At 69.5% G+C, this 15,100-nt stretch carries 11 protein-coding genes; 9 read left to right on the top strand and 2 right to left on the bottom strand.

The genetic code is table 11. From position 1 onward, the window contains the following. Window positions 1-50 precede the first annotated feature (50 nt). From mutA to meaB, 3 genes are read left to right on the top strand one after another with little or no spacing between them, the layout of a single operon-like run. Window positions 51-1,955, top strand: coding sequence for a methylmalonyl-CoA mutase small subunit (gene mutA / locus D9T14_RS07745; protein WP_119161789.1), 1,905 nt, complete (start codon window positions 51-53; stop codon window positions 1,953-1,955). Next, window positions 1,952-4,159 carry a methylmalonyl-CoA mutase gene (gene scpA, locus D9T14_RS07740; protein WP_119161790.1) on the top strand — a complete coding sequence of 736 codons (2,208 nt, stop codon included), beginning with the start codon at window positions 1,952-1,954 and terminating at the stop codon, window positions 4,157-4,159. Before mutA ends, scpA begins: the two co-directional genes overlap by 4 nt. Then, window positions 4,152-5,159: a methylmalonyl Co-A mutase-associated GTPase MeaB gene (gene meaB, locus D9T14_RS07735; protein ID WP_119161838.1), complete on the top strand. Its 1,008-nt coding sequence runs from the start codon at window positions 4,152-4,154 to the stop codon at window positions 5,157-5,159. Before scpA ends, meaB begins: the two co-directional genes overlap by 8 nt. Window positions 5,160-5,358: 199 nt before the next feature. On the opposite strand, the gene D9T14_RS07730 is transcribed toward meaB, so the two are convergent. Beyond that, complete coding sequence (locus tag D9T14_RS07730) at window positions 5,359-6,399, bottom strand: nucleoside hydrolase (RefSeq protein WP_119161839.1); 1,041 nt, start codon at window positions 6,397-6,399, stop codon at window positions 5,359-5,361. 190 nt (window positions 6,400-6,589) lie between these two features. Here D9T14_RS07730 and D9T14_RS07725 point away from each other — a divergent pair, with 190 nt between their 5' ends. From D9T14_RS07725 to D9T14_RS07700, 6 genes are all read left to right on the top strand, one after another. After that, window positions 6,590-7,873 (top strand): adenylosuccinate synthase, encoded by a 1,284-nt coding sequence (locus D9T14_RS07725; RefSeq protein WP_119161791.1) that lies wholly within the window; start codon window positions 6,590-6,592, stop codon window positions 7,871-7,873. Window positions 7,874-8,219: 346 nt separating this feature from the next. Further along, entirely contained in the window at window positions 8,220-9,059 is an 840-nt protein-coding gene (locus D9T14_RS07720; RefSeq protein ID WP_119161792.1) for an acyltransferase family protein, read from the top strand. 223 nt (window positions 9,060-9,282) lie between these two features. Next, window positions 9,283-10,560 (top strand): phosphoribosylamine--glycine ligase, encoded by a 1,278-nt coding sequence (gene purD, locus D9T14_RS07715; RefSeq protein WP_119161840.1) that lies wholly within the window; start codon window positions 9,283-9,285, stop codon window positions 10,558-10,560. Then, window positions 10,557-11,990 carry an adenylosuccinate lyase gene (gene purB, locus D9T14_RS07710; RefSeq protein WP_119161793.1) on the top strand — a complete coding sequence of 478 codons (1,434 nt, stop codon included), beginning with the start codon at window positions 10,557-10,559 and terminating at the stop codon, window positions 11,988-11,990. Before purD ends, purB begins: the two co-directional genes overlap by 4 nt. Before the next feature lie 121 nt (window positions 11,991-12,111). Then, on the top strand, window positions 12,112-13,452 hold the full coding sequence (locus D9T14_RS07705; protein WP_331852341.1) for an AAA family ATPase: 1,341 nt from the start codon (window positions 12,112-12,114) through the stop codon (window positions 13,450-13,452). 2 nt (window positions 13,453-13,454) lie between these two features. Beyond that, a complete protein-coding gene (locus tag D9T14_RS07700) occupies window positions 13,455-14,048 on the top strand; it encodes an RloB family protein (RefSeq protein ID WP_182482066.1) in 594 nt (197 codons plus the stop codon). Window positions 14,049-14,061: 13 nt separating this feature from the next. On the opposite strand, the gene D9T14_RS07695 is transcribed toward D9T14_RS07700, so the two are convergent. Next, complete coding sequence (locus tag D9T14_RS07695) at window positions 14,062-15,081, bottom strand: DUF2207 family protein (RefSeq protein ID WP_170175747.1); 1,020 nt, start codon at window positions 15,079-15,081, stop codon at window positions 14,062-14,064. Window positions 15,082-15,100: the final 19 nt, after the last annotated feature.

Genomic DNA, 15,100 nt, shown 5'->3' with positions numbered 1-15,100 from the left:
CCGGTGCGCCCCACCCGGCGCACCCTGACCCTTTCAGGAGCAGGAGTCGAATGAGCAACACCGAATCGGGCGCCACCGCGGCCGAAGAGGCCACGCCCGCTCAGCTCAGTCTCGCCGGTGATTTCCCGGCCGTCACTGAGGAACAGTGGGAGATCGAGGTGGCCAAGGTTCTCAACCGTGGTCGCCCCCCCGAGAAGCAGCTTTCCGTCGAGCAGTGCATGAAGCGTCTGACGGTCCACACCGTCGACGGCATCGACATCAAGCCGATGTACAGGCGCGACGACGTCCCGGGCCCGCTGGGCTATCCGGGCGTCGCCCCGTTCACGCGCGGTACCACCGTGCGCAACGGCGAGGCCGACGCGTGGGACGTGCGCGCCCTTCACGAGGATCCCGACACGGACTTCACCAACAAGGCGATCCTCACCGACCTGGAGCGCGGCGTCACCTCCATCTGGCTGCGTACCGGCTCCGACGCCATCAGCCCGGCCGACGTGGCTACGGTGCTGTCCGGTGTGCTCCTCGAGATGGCCAAGGTAGAGATCTCCTCCCGCGAGGACCAGCAGGGGGCCGCCGAGGCCCTCCTGGCCGTTTACGAGGCCAGCGACAAGCCGAAGGACAACCTCGCGTTCAACCTCGGGCTCGATCCCATCGGCCTGGCCGCCCTGCAGGGCACCACCGCTGACCTGTCCGGCCTGGGCGCCTGGGTCGAGCGCATCGCCGCCTACCCGAAGGCCAGTGCGATCACCGTCGACTCGACGATCTACCACAACGCCGGTGCCGGCGACGTCGCCGAACTCGCCTGGGCCCTGGCCACCGGCGTCGAGTACGTTCGTGCCCTCGTCGAGCAGGGCGTCGACGTCAACGAGGCCTTCAAGACGATCGAGTTCCGTGTCACGGCCACCCACGACCAGTTCCTCACCATCGCCCGGCTCCGTGCGCTGCGCACCTGCTGGCAGCGGGTCGGCGAGGTCTTCGGCGTGGACGAGGCCAACCGCGGCGCACGCCAGAACGCCGTCACCAGCTGGCGCGAGCTGACCCGCGAGGATCCCTACGTCAACATCCTGCGTGGCACGATCGCCACCTTCGCCGCCTCCGTCGGCGGCGCCGAGTCCATCACGACGCTGCCGTTCTGCGCCGCCTTCGGCCTGCCCGACGACTTCGTCCGCAGGATCGCCCGCAACACCGGCATCATCCTGGCCGAGGAGGTCAACATCGGCCGGGTCAACGACCCGGGCGGCGGCTCCTTCTACGTCGAGTCCCTGACCGACACGCTGGCCAAGGCGGGCTGGGCGGAGTTCCAGAAGACCGAGGCCGCCGGCGGCATGGCCGCGGCCCTCGCCGGCGGGCACGTCGCCGAGGTCCTGGCCGAGTGCGCCACCGAGCGCGCCAAGCGCTTGGCGCACCGCACGCAGCCCATCACTGCCGTGAGCGAGTACCCGATGCTCGACGCCCGGAGCGTCGAGGTCAAGCCCCTCCCCGAGGCCCCGGCCCTCGGCGGCCTGGAGTGGCACCGCGACTCCGAGGTCTTCGAGAAGCTCGTCGACCGCTCGGCCGCCAACGGCGAGAAGCCGAAGGTCTTCCTGGCCTGCCTCGGCACGCGCCGCGACTTCGGCGGCCGCGAGGGCTTCTCGGCCCCCGTCTGGCACGTGGGCGGCATCGAGACCCCCGAGGTCGAGGGCGGCACGGTCGAGGAGATCGTCGCCGCGTTCAAGGACAGTGGCGCTCAGGTCGTGGACCTGTGCTCGTCCGCCAAGGTCTACGCCGAGCAGGGCGTCGAGGTCGCCAAGGCCCTCCGCGGGGCCGGTGCGAAGGCCGTCTACCTGTCCGGTGCCTACAAGGAGCTGGGCATCTCGGACGATGAGGCTGCCGAGATCTTCGACGGCCGCCTGTTCATGGGCATGGATGTCGTCGACATGCTCACACGCACGCTCGATGTCATGGGGGTGACCGAATGAGTACTCTTCCTCGTTTTGATTCCGTCGAGCTCGGTGCGGGGGCCGTCCCGGCCTCTGCCGCCGAGGACTTCGCCCGCCTGGCCGAGGCGGCCGGCACCGGCGAGCAGTGGGTGACCCCGGAGCAGATCCCCGTCGGCACCCTGTACGGTGAGGAGGCCTACGAGGGCGCGGACTGGCTGGACACCTACGCCGGCCTGCCGCCGTTCACGCACGGCCCGTACGCCACCATGTACGCCTTCCGGCCGTGGACGATCCGCCAGTACGCCGGGTTCTCCACCGCCAAGGAGTCCAACGCCTTCTACCGCCGCAACCTCGCGGCCGGCCAGAAGGGCCTGTCGGTCGCCTTCGACCTGCCGACCCACCGCGGCTACGACTCGGACAACCCGCGCGTGCCCGGCGACGTCGGCATGGCCGGTGTGGCCGTCGACTCGATCTACGACATGCGTGAGCTGTTCGCGGGCATCCCGCTCGACCAGATGAGCGTGTCGATGACGATGAACGGTGCGGTGCTGCCGATCCTCGCGCTGTACGTGGTGACCGCCGAGGAGCAGGGCGCCAAGATGGAGCAGCTGGCGGGAACGATCCAGAACGACATCCTCAAGGAGTTCATGGTTCGTAACACCTACATCTACCCGCCGCAGCCGTCGATGCGGATCATCTCCGACATCTTCGCGTTCACCAGCGCGAACATGCCGAAGTGGAACTCGATCTCCATCTCCGGCTACCACATGCAGGAGGCCGGCGCGACGGCCGACATCGAGATGGCCTACACGCTGGCCGACGGTGTCGACTACCTGCGTGCCGGCGAGTCCGTGGGGCTGAAGGTCGACCAGTTCGCGCCGCGCCTGTCGTTCTTCTGGGCCATCGGCACCAACTTCTTCATGGAGGTCGCGAAGATGCGCGCGGCCCGCATGCTGTGGGCCAAGCTCGTCAACCAGTTCGGCCCGAAGAACCCGAAGTCGATGAGCCTGCGCACCCACTCGCAGACCTCGGGCTGGTCGCTGACCGCCCAGGACGTGTACAACAACGTCATCCGCACCTGCGTCGAGGCCATGGGCGCGACCCAGGGGCACACCCAGTCGCTGCACACGAACTCCCTGGACGAGGCCATCGCGCTGCCGACCGACTTCTCGGCCCGGATCGCTCGCAACACCCAGCTGTTCCTGCAGCAGGAGTCGGGCACCTGCCGGGTCGTCGACCCGTGGAGCGGTTCGGCCTACGTCGAGCAGCTCACCAAGGAGCTGGCCCGCAAGGCGTGGGGCCACATCCAGGAGGTCGAGGCGGCCGGCGGCATGGCCAAGGCCATCGAGCAGGGCATCCCGAAGATGCGCATCGAGGAGGCCGCGGCCCGCACCCAGGCCCGCATCGACTCCGGGAACCAGCCGCTGATCGGAGTGAACAAGTACCGCCTCGACCACGAGGACCCGCTCGAGGTCCTCAAGGTCGACAACTCCCAGGTGCTCGCCGAGCAGAAGGCCAAACTGGTCAAGCTGCGCGCCGAGCGCGACGAGGAGGCCGCCCAGGCCGCTCTCGACAGGCTCGCCTGGGCCGCCGCGAACCCCGATCCCACCGATCCGGACCGCAACCTGCTCAAGCTGTGCATCGATGCTGGTCGCGCGATGGCCTCCGTGGGTGAGATGAGCGACGCCATGGAGCGCAGCTTCGGTCGCTACACCGCCCAGATCCGGACGATCTCCGGCGTGTACGCCAAGGAAGTGAAGGACTCGGCTGAGGTGGACGAAGCACAGGAGCTCGTGGAGAAGTTCGAGCAGCTCGAGGGCCGCCGCCCCCGCATCCTGCTCGCCAAGATGGGTCAGGACGGCCACGACCGCGGCCAGAAGGTCATCGCGACGGCCTTCGCCGACCTCGGCTTCGACGTCGACGTGGGCCCGCTGTTCCAAACACCGGAGGAGACGGCGCGTCAGGCCATCGAGGCCGACGTGCACGTGGTGGGCGTGTCGTCGCTGGCGGCCGGTCATCTCACGCTCGTCCCGGCGCTGCGTCAGGAACTCGACGCCCAGGGGCGCCAGGACATCCTCATCGTCGTGGGCGGCGTCATCCCCGAGGATGACTTCCAGGCGCTCCGCGATGCGGGTGCCATGGACATCTACCCGCCCGGCACGGTCATCCCGGACTCCGCGGTGCGTCTGCTCAAGGAACTGATCAGCTCCCTCGATGCGGACGAGGCACCGGCGGATGCCTAGGCGTATTGACGTCGATGCGCTGGCCGACCAGGTCCTGGCCGGCCAGCGCGCCGGTATCGCCAGGGCGATCACCCTGGTGGAGTCGGTCCTGCCGGCGCACCGTCCGCTGGCGCGCAGGCTGCTCGCCAAGCTGCTCCCGTACGCGGGCAACGCCACCCGCGTCGGCCTGACCGGTGTCCCCGGCGCCGGCAAGTCGACGTTCACCGACGCCATGGGCTGCCGGCTGATCGACCGCGGCCACAAGGTGGCCGTCCTGGCCGTGGACCCGTCGAGCACCCGCACCGGGGGGTCGATCCTCGGCGACCGGACGAGGATGGGCAAGCTCGCCGAGTCCGACTCGGCCTACATCCGCCCGTCACCGTCCGGGGGTCACCTCGGTGGTGTGGCCCGTGCCACTCGTGAGGCCATGATCATCGTCGAGGCCGCCGGATACGACACGGTGATCGTCGAGACCGTCGGCGTCGGCCAGTCCGAGGTCGCGGTGGCCGGCATGGTCGACACCTTCCTCATGCTCGCGCTGGCCCGCTCCGGCGATCAGCTGCAGGGCATCAAACGCGGCATCCTCGAACTCGCCGACGTCATCGCCGTCAACAAGGCCGACGGGGACAACGCCCCCGCGGCCCGCGTGACGGCCCGCGACCTGTCGATCGCGATGAAACTCATCAATGACGAGTCCAGCGGACGGCGCACCCCGGTCATGACCTGCTCGGCCCTGACCGGCGACGGACTCGACGACGTCTGGAAGGCCGTCGAGGAGCACCGCGCCTGGATCGACGAGACCATCGGCCTGGCGCGCTACCGCGCCGACCAGCAGATCGACTGGATGTGGGCGCAGATCGAGGGTCAGGTGCTCGACTCGCTGCGTTCGACCCCCGAGCTGCGCGAACTCGGCCGTCGTCTCGAGGAGCAGGTCGGGGCCTCCGCCGAGAGCGCCCTCGACGCCTCGGTCACCTTCCTCACCACCTGGGCCGGGCAGGTGCCGGGCTTCCAGTGGGAGTGACCGGCGCGATCACCGACGTGAGCTGAGGGCCCGGAACCCGCCGATCCGCGGGTTCCGGGCCCTCAGTCCGTCCCCGCGGATTCGAGGGCGGCAGGGATCGACGACAAGGACAGGGACCCGGCAGTCGGCCGGTTCGACGGCGTGACGCCCATGTCATCTGGTGTCATCTGTCATCGTCGGGCGGCCGGCCGCCTCCGGCTCACCCGGCCAGGGTCTCGATGGCGTCCGACAGGGCGCGGAGCGCTGCCCGGTCGTCGACGGCGGTGAGTACCCGGGCGTTGGGGGAGCGGCCCAGCAGGTGCCGCACGTCGGCGACCGTCGTGCCCCGGGTCAGCGCGGAATCGGTCTCGACACCGACCCACAGCGGCTCGCAGCGCGCCCCGAGCGGCTCGCCGGCTGCGATCTCTGCGGCCAGCAGGTCATGGACCTGCGCCAGGTAGCCGTAGCCGTGGTCGGCGTGGAACTCGAAGTAGAAACGCAGGGCGTCGGCGACCAGGTCGAACAGGGCGTTCCCGGTGTCCGAGGGCCCCTTGCGCCGTGGGCTGCCGGGGGTCAGGCGCGGCGCCGTGGCCCCGATGGCGGTGGCGATCGCGTCGAGCAGCTCCGGGTGCAGCTCGATGCTCTCGGTGACGTTCAGCGGGCAGAGGACCGGCAGCCGCTCGACCGGCAGACCCTCGAAGGCGGCGTAGACCTCGCGGGCGGCGTGCGGGTCGCACCAGGCGTTCCACTCGGCCGTCGGCAGCGTGTTGCCCGGGTGGTTGAACGCCCCGCCCATGATGACGATGCGCCCGGCCAGCTCGGGCAGGCGCGGTTCGGCGCGCAGCGCCAGCGCCAGGTTCGTCAGCGGGCCCGTGACGAGCAGGACCGTCTCGCCCGGATGCTCACGCAACTGCGGCAGCCACAGCTGCGCGACCGGGTCGCCGGATCGCAGGGCGCCGCCGGCCTCGGGCAGTACCGCGTAGCCCAGCCCCTCGTCGCCGTGGGTCTGCGGGGTCGTCGCCGGCTCGACGACCAGCGGCCGGCCCCCGCCCGTCCACACCGGCACCTCGCCCCGGCCGGCGAGCGCCAGGACGGCGGCGCTGTTGCGGGCAGCCAGGGCCGCCGTCGTATTGCCGGTCGTCGTCGAGACGCCGACCAGGTCCACGTCGCGCCGCGCGGCCAGGTAGATCAGTGCCAGCGCGTCGTCGATGCCCGTGTCCACGTCCGCGATGAGCCGGATCGGCTCCCGGTTCCCCGTCATGGCTCCCATTGTGGCCCGGCCGTGAGCCCGCGCGCCGGTGCGGTCCTGTCCAGATCGGGGTCATGCGTGGCGGCGGTGCCGCCTGGACCATAGAATCTGTGTGCAAGAGCCCGATGCGTTGCGCTTGCGCACACAGCGGGCTTTCGTGCGCGGGGGCATCCGTCCCGGCCACCGAACAGGGAGAGAACACATGCCAGGCATCGTGGTGATCGGCGCCCAGTGGGGCGATGAGGGCAAGGGCAAGGCCACCGACCAGATCGGCGAGCAGGTCGACTACTGCGTCCGCTACTCCGGCGGCAACAACGCGGGTCACACCGTCGTCGTCAACGACGAGAAGTTCGTCCTGCACCTGCTGCCCTCGGGCATCCTCAACCCGGGCTGCACCTGCGTCATCGGCAACGGCGTCGTCATCGACCTCGAGGTGCTGGCCGCCGAGCTGGACGAGCTCGACAGGCGCGGCGTGCACGTCGCGCACCCGCTGATCAGCGCCAACGCGAACATCATCGCCCCCTACCACCGCACGCTCGACAAGGTCAGCGAGCGTTTCGCCGGCAAGCGCCGCATCGGCACGACCGGCCGCGGCATCGGTCCCGCCTACTCCGACAAGGTCAACCGCATCGGCCTGCGCATGCAGGACCTGCTCGACCCCGAGGGCCTGCGCGACAAGGTCGAGGCCAGTCTCGGGCAGAAGAACCAGATCCTCACCAAGATCTACAACCGGCACCCCATCGACGCCGCGCAGATCACCGAGGAACTCCTGGGCTACGCTGACCGCTTCGCCCCGTACATCGTCGACACGGGCCGGCTGCTCAACGACGCCCTCGACGACGGCAAGGTCGTCCTCTTCGAGGGCGCCCAGGCACACCACCTCGACGTCGACCACGGCACCTACCCGTACGTGACGAGCTCCAACCCCACCGCCGGTGGCGCCTGCACCGGCTCGGGGGTCGGCCCCACCCGCATCGACCGGGTCATCGGCATCTCGAAGGCCTACATCACCCGCGTCGGCGAGGGCCCGTTCCCCACCGAGCTGTTCGACGAGGCCGGCGAGAAGCTGCGCCAGGACGGCGGCGAGTACGGCGCCACGACCGGCCGGCCCCGCCGCTGCGGCTGGTTCGACGCGCTGGTCGTGGAGCAGTCGGCCAAGATCAACGGCTGCACCGACATCTTCCTGACCAAGCTCGACGTGCTCACCGGCTGGGAGAAAATCCCGGTGTGCGTGGCCTACGACATCGACGGCACCCGCTTCGATCACTGGCCGACCACCATGAACGACCTGTCCAGGGCCACGCCGATCTTCGAGTACGTCGACGGCTGGACCGAGGACATCTCGGAGGCCCGCACCTTCGCCGAGCTGCCGGCCACCTGTCAGGCCTATGTGAACTACCTCGAGGAGCACATCGGCTGCCGGATCTCCGGGATCGGTGTCGGCCCGGGCCGCGAGCAGACGATCGTCGTCAACGAACTCATCTGATCCCGCCGGGCGCCCGGGAGAACCGGGGGCGGCGTCGGGGCAATGAATCGGTCCAGGCTGGGCCGGAGCCGCGGGTGCCCCGTCATCGTTCATCGGGCGGTTCAGGGCGTCCCGCCGGGTCGGCTGTGGGCACCGTGCCAACCTCTGCCCCCGTGAGCACGCCCCCCACGCCCGGATCCGGCGCGACGAATCGGTCGACATCGCACACGAGTTGGCCATCACGGGGATCGCCTTCGGTCGTGTGCTGCGCGGCCTGCGGAGCGCCGGCCTCATCGACGGGGGTCCGCGACCTCTCTCGTCACCGACCGAGCGGTCTACATGGTGCACGTCGCCCTGTTCGCGGCGCATGGTCAAGGGTGCGCTCCTCAAACGCGGCCCGGTCGGCTACCTTCGCGCCTGGCTCGGCGACTTCGGGTGGGTCTACATCGTGTGGAGCATCGTCCAGGGGCTCATGCAGTACGCGCTGGCCGGATCGGTGAACAGCGAGCGGACGCTCGGTTCGGTCTTCGCGTTGTGGCTGCCGGCCAACCAGATGTGGTTCCTGTCCTGGATCATGGTCATGACCGTGCTCGTCACGGCCGCTCAGCCCTGGCGTTCCCGCCTGCGCGGGGTGCTGTCGGTCCTCGGCGCTGCGGCGCTCAGCATCGGCTGCTGGGGCCTGTTCGGGCCGTTCATCTTCGTCCAGGGGCTCGGCCTGAGCGTCTTCTTCGCCGCCGCTGCCCTCGGCCTGGCCGGCTACGTCCGCTTGCGTGAACGACTGGGCAACGGCGTCCTCCTCGTTCTCGCCGTGTCGGCTGCCGTCTACGGGCTCATCATCGCCCTCGGACACCCGGCGGCACCGGCGACCACGCAGTTCGGGCGCGGCCCCGGGCCGGTCTGCCAGGGCTTCGTCTGCGCCTGGGCGGGTGTCATCGCGGTCTTCGCCCTGTCGGTCCTGCTCGACACCACAGGCCCCGCCTCCCGCCTGCTCGCTTACCTGGGGCGCCGGTCCATGGTCATCTTCCTGGCCCACACCATCGCCCTGGCCGCCGCCCGCATCCTGCTCGTGAGACTCGGCGTGGAATCCGTCCCCGTCCACCTCGTCGTCGGCACGGTCGTCGCCCTGGCCGGCTCGATCGCCCTGTGGTGGGCCACCCGCCGCTGGCTGCCCTGGATCTGGCACGCGCCGAGACGCGTGACGGGCTGACCCGCCGGATCCCTCCGCTTCCAGAGCCGTCCAATGCCCTCGACCCGATGGCCGGATCCCTCCGCGTGCGGTCGCCGCACCGGTTCCCGGGGGCACCAGGCCGTTGCACCCCGGCGCGGGGGCAGCCGGCGGTGCTGCACGCACCGCGGCCCGGGCAGACGCCCCGGCTATCAGGTCCGGTGCCCGTCGATAGACTGCGGTCGTGAGTTCTGGACCTGATCCCATCACCGTTCTCGTCGTGGGCTCGGGCGGCCGCGAGCACGCCCTGGCCCTGGCCATCAGCAAGGACCCGGCCGTGGCCGCCGTCCACGTGGCCCCCGGCAATCCCGGCACGGCCGGCTTCGCGACCAACCACCCCGTCGACATCCTCGACGGTCCGGCGGTCGCCGCCCTCGCCGTCGACCTCGGGGTCGACCTGGTCGTCGTCGGTCCGGAGGCCCCGCTGGTGGCCGGTGTCGCCGACGCCGTGCGCTCCCGTGGTGTCGCCTGCTTCGGCCCGGGCGCTGCCGCCGCCCGGCTCGAGGGCTCGAAGTCCTTCGCCAAGCAGGTCATGGCCGACGCCGGCGTGCCGACCGCGCGGTCGCGCGTCGCCACCACCCCGGAGCAGGCCGCCGCCGCGCTCGACGAGTTCGGCGCCCCCCACGTCGTCAAGGCCGACGGCCTGGCCGCCGGCAAGGGCGTCGTCGTGACGAGCGACCGCCAGGCGGCCCTCGACCATGCGGCCGAATGCGGCCAGGTCGTCATCGAGGAGTACCTCGACGGTCCCGAGGCCAGCCTGTTCGTCATCACCGACGGCACCACGGCCGTCCCGCTGCCGCCCGCGCAGGACTTCAAGCGGGTCGGTGACGGCGACGAGGGCCCCAACACCGGCGGCATGGGCTCGTACACGCCGCTGCCCTGGCTGCCCGACGGCACCGTCGAGCAGGTCATGGCAGAGGTCGTCGAGCCCACCCTGGCCCGCATGCGCGACCTCGGCACGCCCTTCACCGGCCTGCTCTACGTCGGACTGGCCCTCACCAAGGCCGGGCCCCTCGTCGTCGAGTTCAACGCACGGTTCGGTGACCCCGAGACCGAGGCGATCCTGCCCCGCCTCGACACCGGCCTGGGCGTCCTGCTGCACGCCGCCGCCACCGGCGCGCTCGCCGAGCAGCCGCCTCTCGACGTCTCCGACCGCGCCTGCGTCGGTGTCGTCCTGGCCGCCAAGGGCTACCCGGCCACCCCGGTCAAGGGCTGTGTCATCACCCTGCCCGGCGAGCCCGAGGGCGTCCACGTCATCCACGCCGGCACCGCCCTGGACGACCAGGGCCGGCTCGTCGCCGCGGGCGGCCGCGTCCTCGTGGTCGTCGCCACCGGCGCCGACATCGCCGACGCCCGCGAACGCGCCTACGCCCACATCGGCCAGATCGACTTCGCCGACGGCTTCGCCCGCTCCGACATCGCCTCCAAGGACCGCCTCGACGCCATCGCCGCCCGCCTGGGCGAAGACAGGAGAGAACAGTGAGCGTCCCCAATGTGCTGGCCACCCGCTACGCCTCCGAGCAGATGCGCCGGATCTGGTCGCCCGAACACAAGGTCGTCGCCGAGCGCCGGCTGTGGATCGCCGTGCTCGAGGCCCAGCGCGACCTCGGCGTCGACTTCGGCGGCGATGACCCGGACGCCGTCATCGCGGACTACCGCAGGGTCGTCGACCAGGTCGACCTCGACTCGATCGCGGCCCGCGAGCGCGTGACCCGGCACGACGTGAAGGCCCGCATCGAGGAGTTCAACGCCCTGGCCGGCCACGAGCACGTCCACAAGGGCATGACCAGCCGCGACCTCACCGAGAACATCGAGCAGGTGCAGGTGCTGCACGCCCTGACGCTGATCCGCTCCCGGGCCGTCACCGCCCTGGCCCGGCTGGCCGAGCTGGCCGCCCGCTACGCCGACCAGCCGATCGCCGGCCGCAGTCACAACATGGCGGCCCAGGTGACCACCCTCGGCAAGCGCTTCGCGAGCTGCGCCGACGAACTGCTCATCGCTCACGCCCGGCTGGACGAACTCATCGGCCGCTACCCGGCCCGCGGCATCAAGGGTCCGATGGGCACCGCCCAGGACATGCTCGACCTGCTCGGCGGCGACCTGGAGCGGCTCGCCGAACTCGAGCAGCGCATCGCCTCCGGCCTGGGCTTCCGCCACGTGCTCACCAGCACCGGCCAGGTCTACCCGCGCAGCCTCGACTTCGACGCGCTGTCCGCCCTGGCCCAGACCGCCGCGGCCCCGTCCAACCTGGCCACCTCGATCCGGCTCATGGCGGGCAACGAGCTGGTCACCGAGGGCTTCAAACCCGGCCAGGTCGGTTCCTCGGCCATGCCGCACAAGATGAACACCCGCAGCTGCGAACGCATCAACGGCATGGCGGTCATCGTCCGCGGCTACGTCTCGATGATCGGCGAACTGGCCGGCGACCAGTGGAACGAGGGTGACGTCTCGTGCTCGGTCGTGCGCCGCGTGGCCCTGCCGGACGCCTGCTACGCCCTCGACGGCCTGTTCGAGACCTTCCTGACCGTGCTCGCCGACTTCGGGGCGTTCCCCGCCATGATCGCCGCCGAACTCGACCGCTACCTGCCGTTCCTCACCACGACGAAGATCCTCATGGCCGCCGTCCGCAAGGGCGTCGGCCGCGAGGACGCCCACGAGATCATCAAGGAGAACGCCGTCGCCGTGGCCCTCGAACTGCGCGAGACCGGCGCGGGGGCGAATCCGCTGTTCGACCGGCTGGCGGCCGACGGCCGCCTGCGCCTCAGCCGCGACGAACTCGCCGAGCTGGTGAGCGCCCCGCTCGAACTCACCGGCGCCGCCCGCCATCAGGTCGCCCAGCTGATCGCCCGGATCGAACCGATCGTCGCCGCCGACCCACAGGCGGCCGCCTACCGGCCCGGTGTCCTGCTGTGATCGGACTAGCGTGACGGGCCGACCAGCTGCGCTACCTGGAGCTGGTCGGTCTGCTGGTATATAGCGCGACGTTAGGCTCAAGTGAGCCAAGTAGGAAAATTTTTCCCAAATCGGTTTGTTAATGAGCTTTTCGGGTTATTCTGAACGCATGCTGCTCGACGTCACAGTGTCCAATTACCAGTGCTTCGCCGCCGAGTCGAGTCTTTCCTTCGTGAGTCCGTCGCTGAGGACGCAGACTCCGGGCCCGGGTCGCACTTGGGTTGATGTCACAAGCCGGGTCGCAGCCGTCTTCGGTGCGAATGCTTCCGGCAAGTCGACCCTCCTCTCTGCCGTGAGTCTGCTTGCCAGGGCCATCGCAGACCCAGGCGTGTTCTTGTACTGTCCCCATGCGTCGAGTGCCTCGGTCGAGGAGCCCACCACATACGACGTCAACTTCACTGTCGGCAAGGTGCGGTACCACTACGAGGTCGAGGCGATGGCCTGGGGCATCCGCAGGGAGGCCCTCCACGCCTATCCCGAGGGCAGGAGGCGCAGATTCTTCGTCCGTGAGCAGGCCGGCTCTGACAGCCCGATCACGCTGCGCACGGGCTCCTCTCTCAAAGGTGCGACGCCCGAGGTTCGCAAACTGCTGACTCCCGGCGACCTCATGCTCGCGCTCGCCGCCCGCTACCGGCACGTCACCCTACAACCGATTGCACGGGGGCTGCGTTTGGGTGCCTCGATCAGTGTCATGGCTCACAGCGATGATGACCAGCGGGCACGTCTTCAGTGGTTGATGTCGCGGATGATCGAGGCCACAGAACGGTGGAGCGGCATCGTCGATGCCCTGGCCCATGCCGCCGATCTCGGTGTCACATCGGTCCGTGTTGAGGAGAAGCAGATCCCGCCGAACATCCTGGAACGCATGCGGGCAATCCTCGCGGCGGGTTCGGGGGACGAGCCGACCGAGATCCCTCAGGACGCCATCGCTCCAGTGGCTCGATCCCTCGTCTTCACTCACACCGGCCGTGAAGGGGAGTCCTTCGAGCTGCCGCTCAGTGCGCAGAGCGATGGCACTATCGCCTGGCTCGCCGTCGCGGCCCCGGCCGTCGAGGCCCTGCGCAGAGGGGGCCTGCTCATCGTCGACGAACTCGACACCAGTCTTCATCCGGTGCTCACGGCGACGCTCGTCACAATGTTCAAGGACCCTGACATCAACCGGACTGGTGCCCAGATCCTGTTCAGTAGTCATGACACATCCCTGCTCGGCAACGCGCCAAGCCGCCTGCTCGACCCAGGTGAGGTCTGGTTCTGTGAGAAGGACGACGCCGGTCGAAGTGAAATCGTCCCGCTTGCCGCGTACGACACGCGGCCGGGTAACAACGAGCAGAAGCGCTACCTGACAGGCAAGTTCGGAGCACTGCCGAGAGTGGACTTCTCGCGTTTCTTCAGCGTCATGTCAGATCTTGACGGGCTTGAGTGACGATGAGCAGACACATCTCACGCAAGCGCGGTCAGCGGGACGAGCGGACGACGATCCTGCTGGTGACCAATGGAGGCAAGACCGAGAAGAGTTACCTGGAAGCACTCAAGCGGAAGGTGCCTCGGGATTCGGGCCTCAGCGTTCAGATCAGGCCTGAGGACGGCAAGGAGCCGGAGACCATCCTGCGCAATCTCGAGCGGGAAAGGTCTGATCTCAGCGGTTACGACGAGATCTGGATCATCGTCGACCATGATGGAAGGGATCGTCAAGACTTCCTCGCCAAGTGTGAGAAGCGCGGGATGATAGGGGTGGTCTCCGTACCTTGCTTCGAGGTGTGGCTCATTGCCCACTACGAGCAGGTGCGGCTCTACCGGGAGCAGGCAGATGCTCAACGGCACTACAGGCAGTTGACTGAACTCAAGGGCAGGGACGCGAAGGGTCTGCCCGACAATTTTCCCTTTGACCGTGTAGCGGAGGCTGCAAAACGGTGTTGCTTGACGGGAAAGCCTCTGCCTGCTGTGAACGCCCAAGGCCCCAGTCCCTCGACGACGATGCCGCACCTGCTGCGCCGACTCGGGCTCCTTCCCGAATCGTGAGACGGAACCCGGCTCAGAACTCCCCGCCGCGCTCGTCGGCCAGGCGGGCGCCTGCGTCGACGAAACCGGCGACGGTCACGACGAAGGCGCTCACCGGGCGGTCGCCCTCGGGGGAGCGGAACCAGTCGAGACCCAGGTCGATCCTCGCGCCCCATCGTTCGGCCCGGTCGACGACCTGCTCAATGACCTGCCCCAGCTGCTCGGCGGTGTCGAAGGCGAGCGCGTAGCTGAGCGAGTCGTGCAGGATCCCCGAGGCGTCCTCGATCGGGATCTGCTCGGCGCTCAGTGAATCCAGGTGACGCCGGTAGGCGAGCAGCTCGTCGCGGGTGCTGGCGCCCTCGTCGGTGCGTTTGCTCATGAGGCGCCCCAGCGAGGCCAGCTCCAGGCCCGCGACGACGATGAGCACCGGCCCCGCCAGGACCCCCCAGTGGCCGGTCGCCATGACCTGGATGACCCCGAGCACAGCCAGTACGAGCCCGATGACGATGACGACACCGCCGACCCGGCCCCAGCGGCTGTCCACGGTGGAACCATGCTGGAACCAGCCGCGGCCCATCGTGTCGTCGCGCAGCTGGCGCTTGGTGCGCGACAGCACCTGCCCCGTCGATGTGACGACGCTCGAGAGCGTCACCGAGTCGTCCGGGCCGGCGAAGACCTGGTTGAGCAGGAAGTGCTCGAAACCATGCAGCCCCTCGCCGTCGGTCCGTTTCGTCGTGCGGGTGAGCACCCAGTCGTGGGCGGGGCGGTCGGGGTGGGCCAGCACGGTGATGCTGAGGAAACCCCGCTGGGCCAGGTCGATGAGCGTGATGAGGACGTCCCTGCTGGTCGTCGACTCCCTCAGCAGGGTGTTGACCATGCCCGGCGTCAGGCCTGCCGGGGACGCGGTGACGGGCTCGGGCTCAATGAGTCCCGGCCGGTTCACCGGGGCCTGCTCGTCATCGGCGCGGAGCCGGCGGGACCGGATGACCGCCGTGCTCGCTGCGGCGACGGCACCGATACCGACGATGAGCACGACGAGCGCCAGTATGTCCACGATGCAAACCTCCGCAACA

The sequence above is a fragment of the Propionibacterium australiense genome (genome assembly GCF_003666605.1).
Lineage (GTDB): Bacteria > Actinomycetota > Actinomycetes > Propionibacteriales > Propionibacteriaceae > Propionibacterium > Propionibacterium australiense.
This window is presented reverse-complemented; position numbering and strand designations above follow the sequence as displayed.

Coding starts and splice junctions, on each gene's coding strand:
- mutA (WP_119161789.1), top strand. CDS start 51: ATGAGCAACACCGAATCGGGCGCCACCGCGGCCGAAGAGGCCACGCCC.
- scpA (WP_119161790.1), top strand. CDS start 1,952: ATGAGTACTCTTCCTCGTTTTGATTCCGTCGAGCTCGGTGCGGGGGCC.
- meaB (WP_119161838.1), top strand. CDS start 4,152: ATGCCTAGGCGTATTGACGTCGATGCGCTGGCCGACCAGGTCCTGGCC.
- D9T14_RS07730 (WP_119161839.1), bottom strand. CDS start 6,399: ATGACGGGGAACCGGGAGCCGATCCGGCTCATCGCGGACGTGGACACG.
- D9T14_RS07725 (WP_119161791.1), top strand. CDS start 6,590: ATGCCAGGCATCGTGGTGATCGGCGCCCAGTGGGGCGATGAGGGCAAG.
- D9T14_RS07720 (WP_119161792.1), top strand. CDS start 8,220: ATGGTCAAGGGTGCGCTCCTCAAACGCGGCCCGGTCGGCTACCTTCGC.
- D9T14_RS07705 (WP_331852341.1), top strand. CDS start 12,112: ATGAGCTTTTCGGGTTATTCTGAACGCATGCTGCTCGACGTCACAGTG.
- D9T14_RS07700 (WP_182482066.1), top strand. CDS start 13,455: ATGAGCAGACACATCTCACGCAAGCGCGGTCAGCGGGACGAGCGGACG.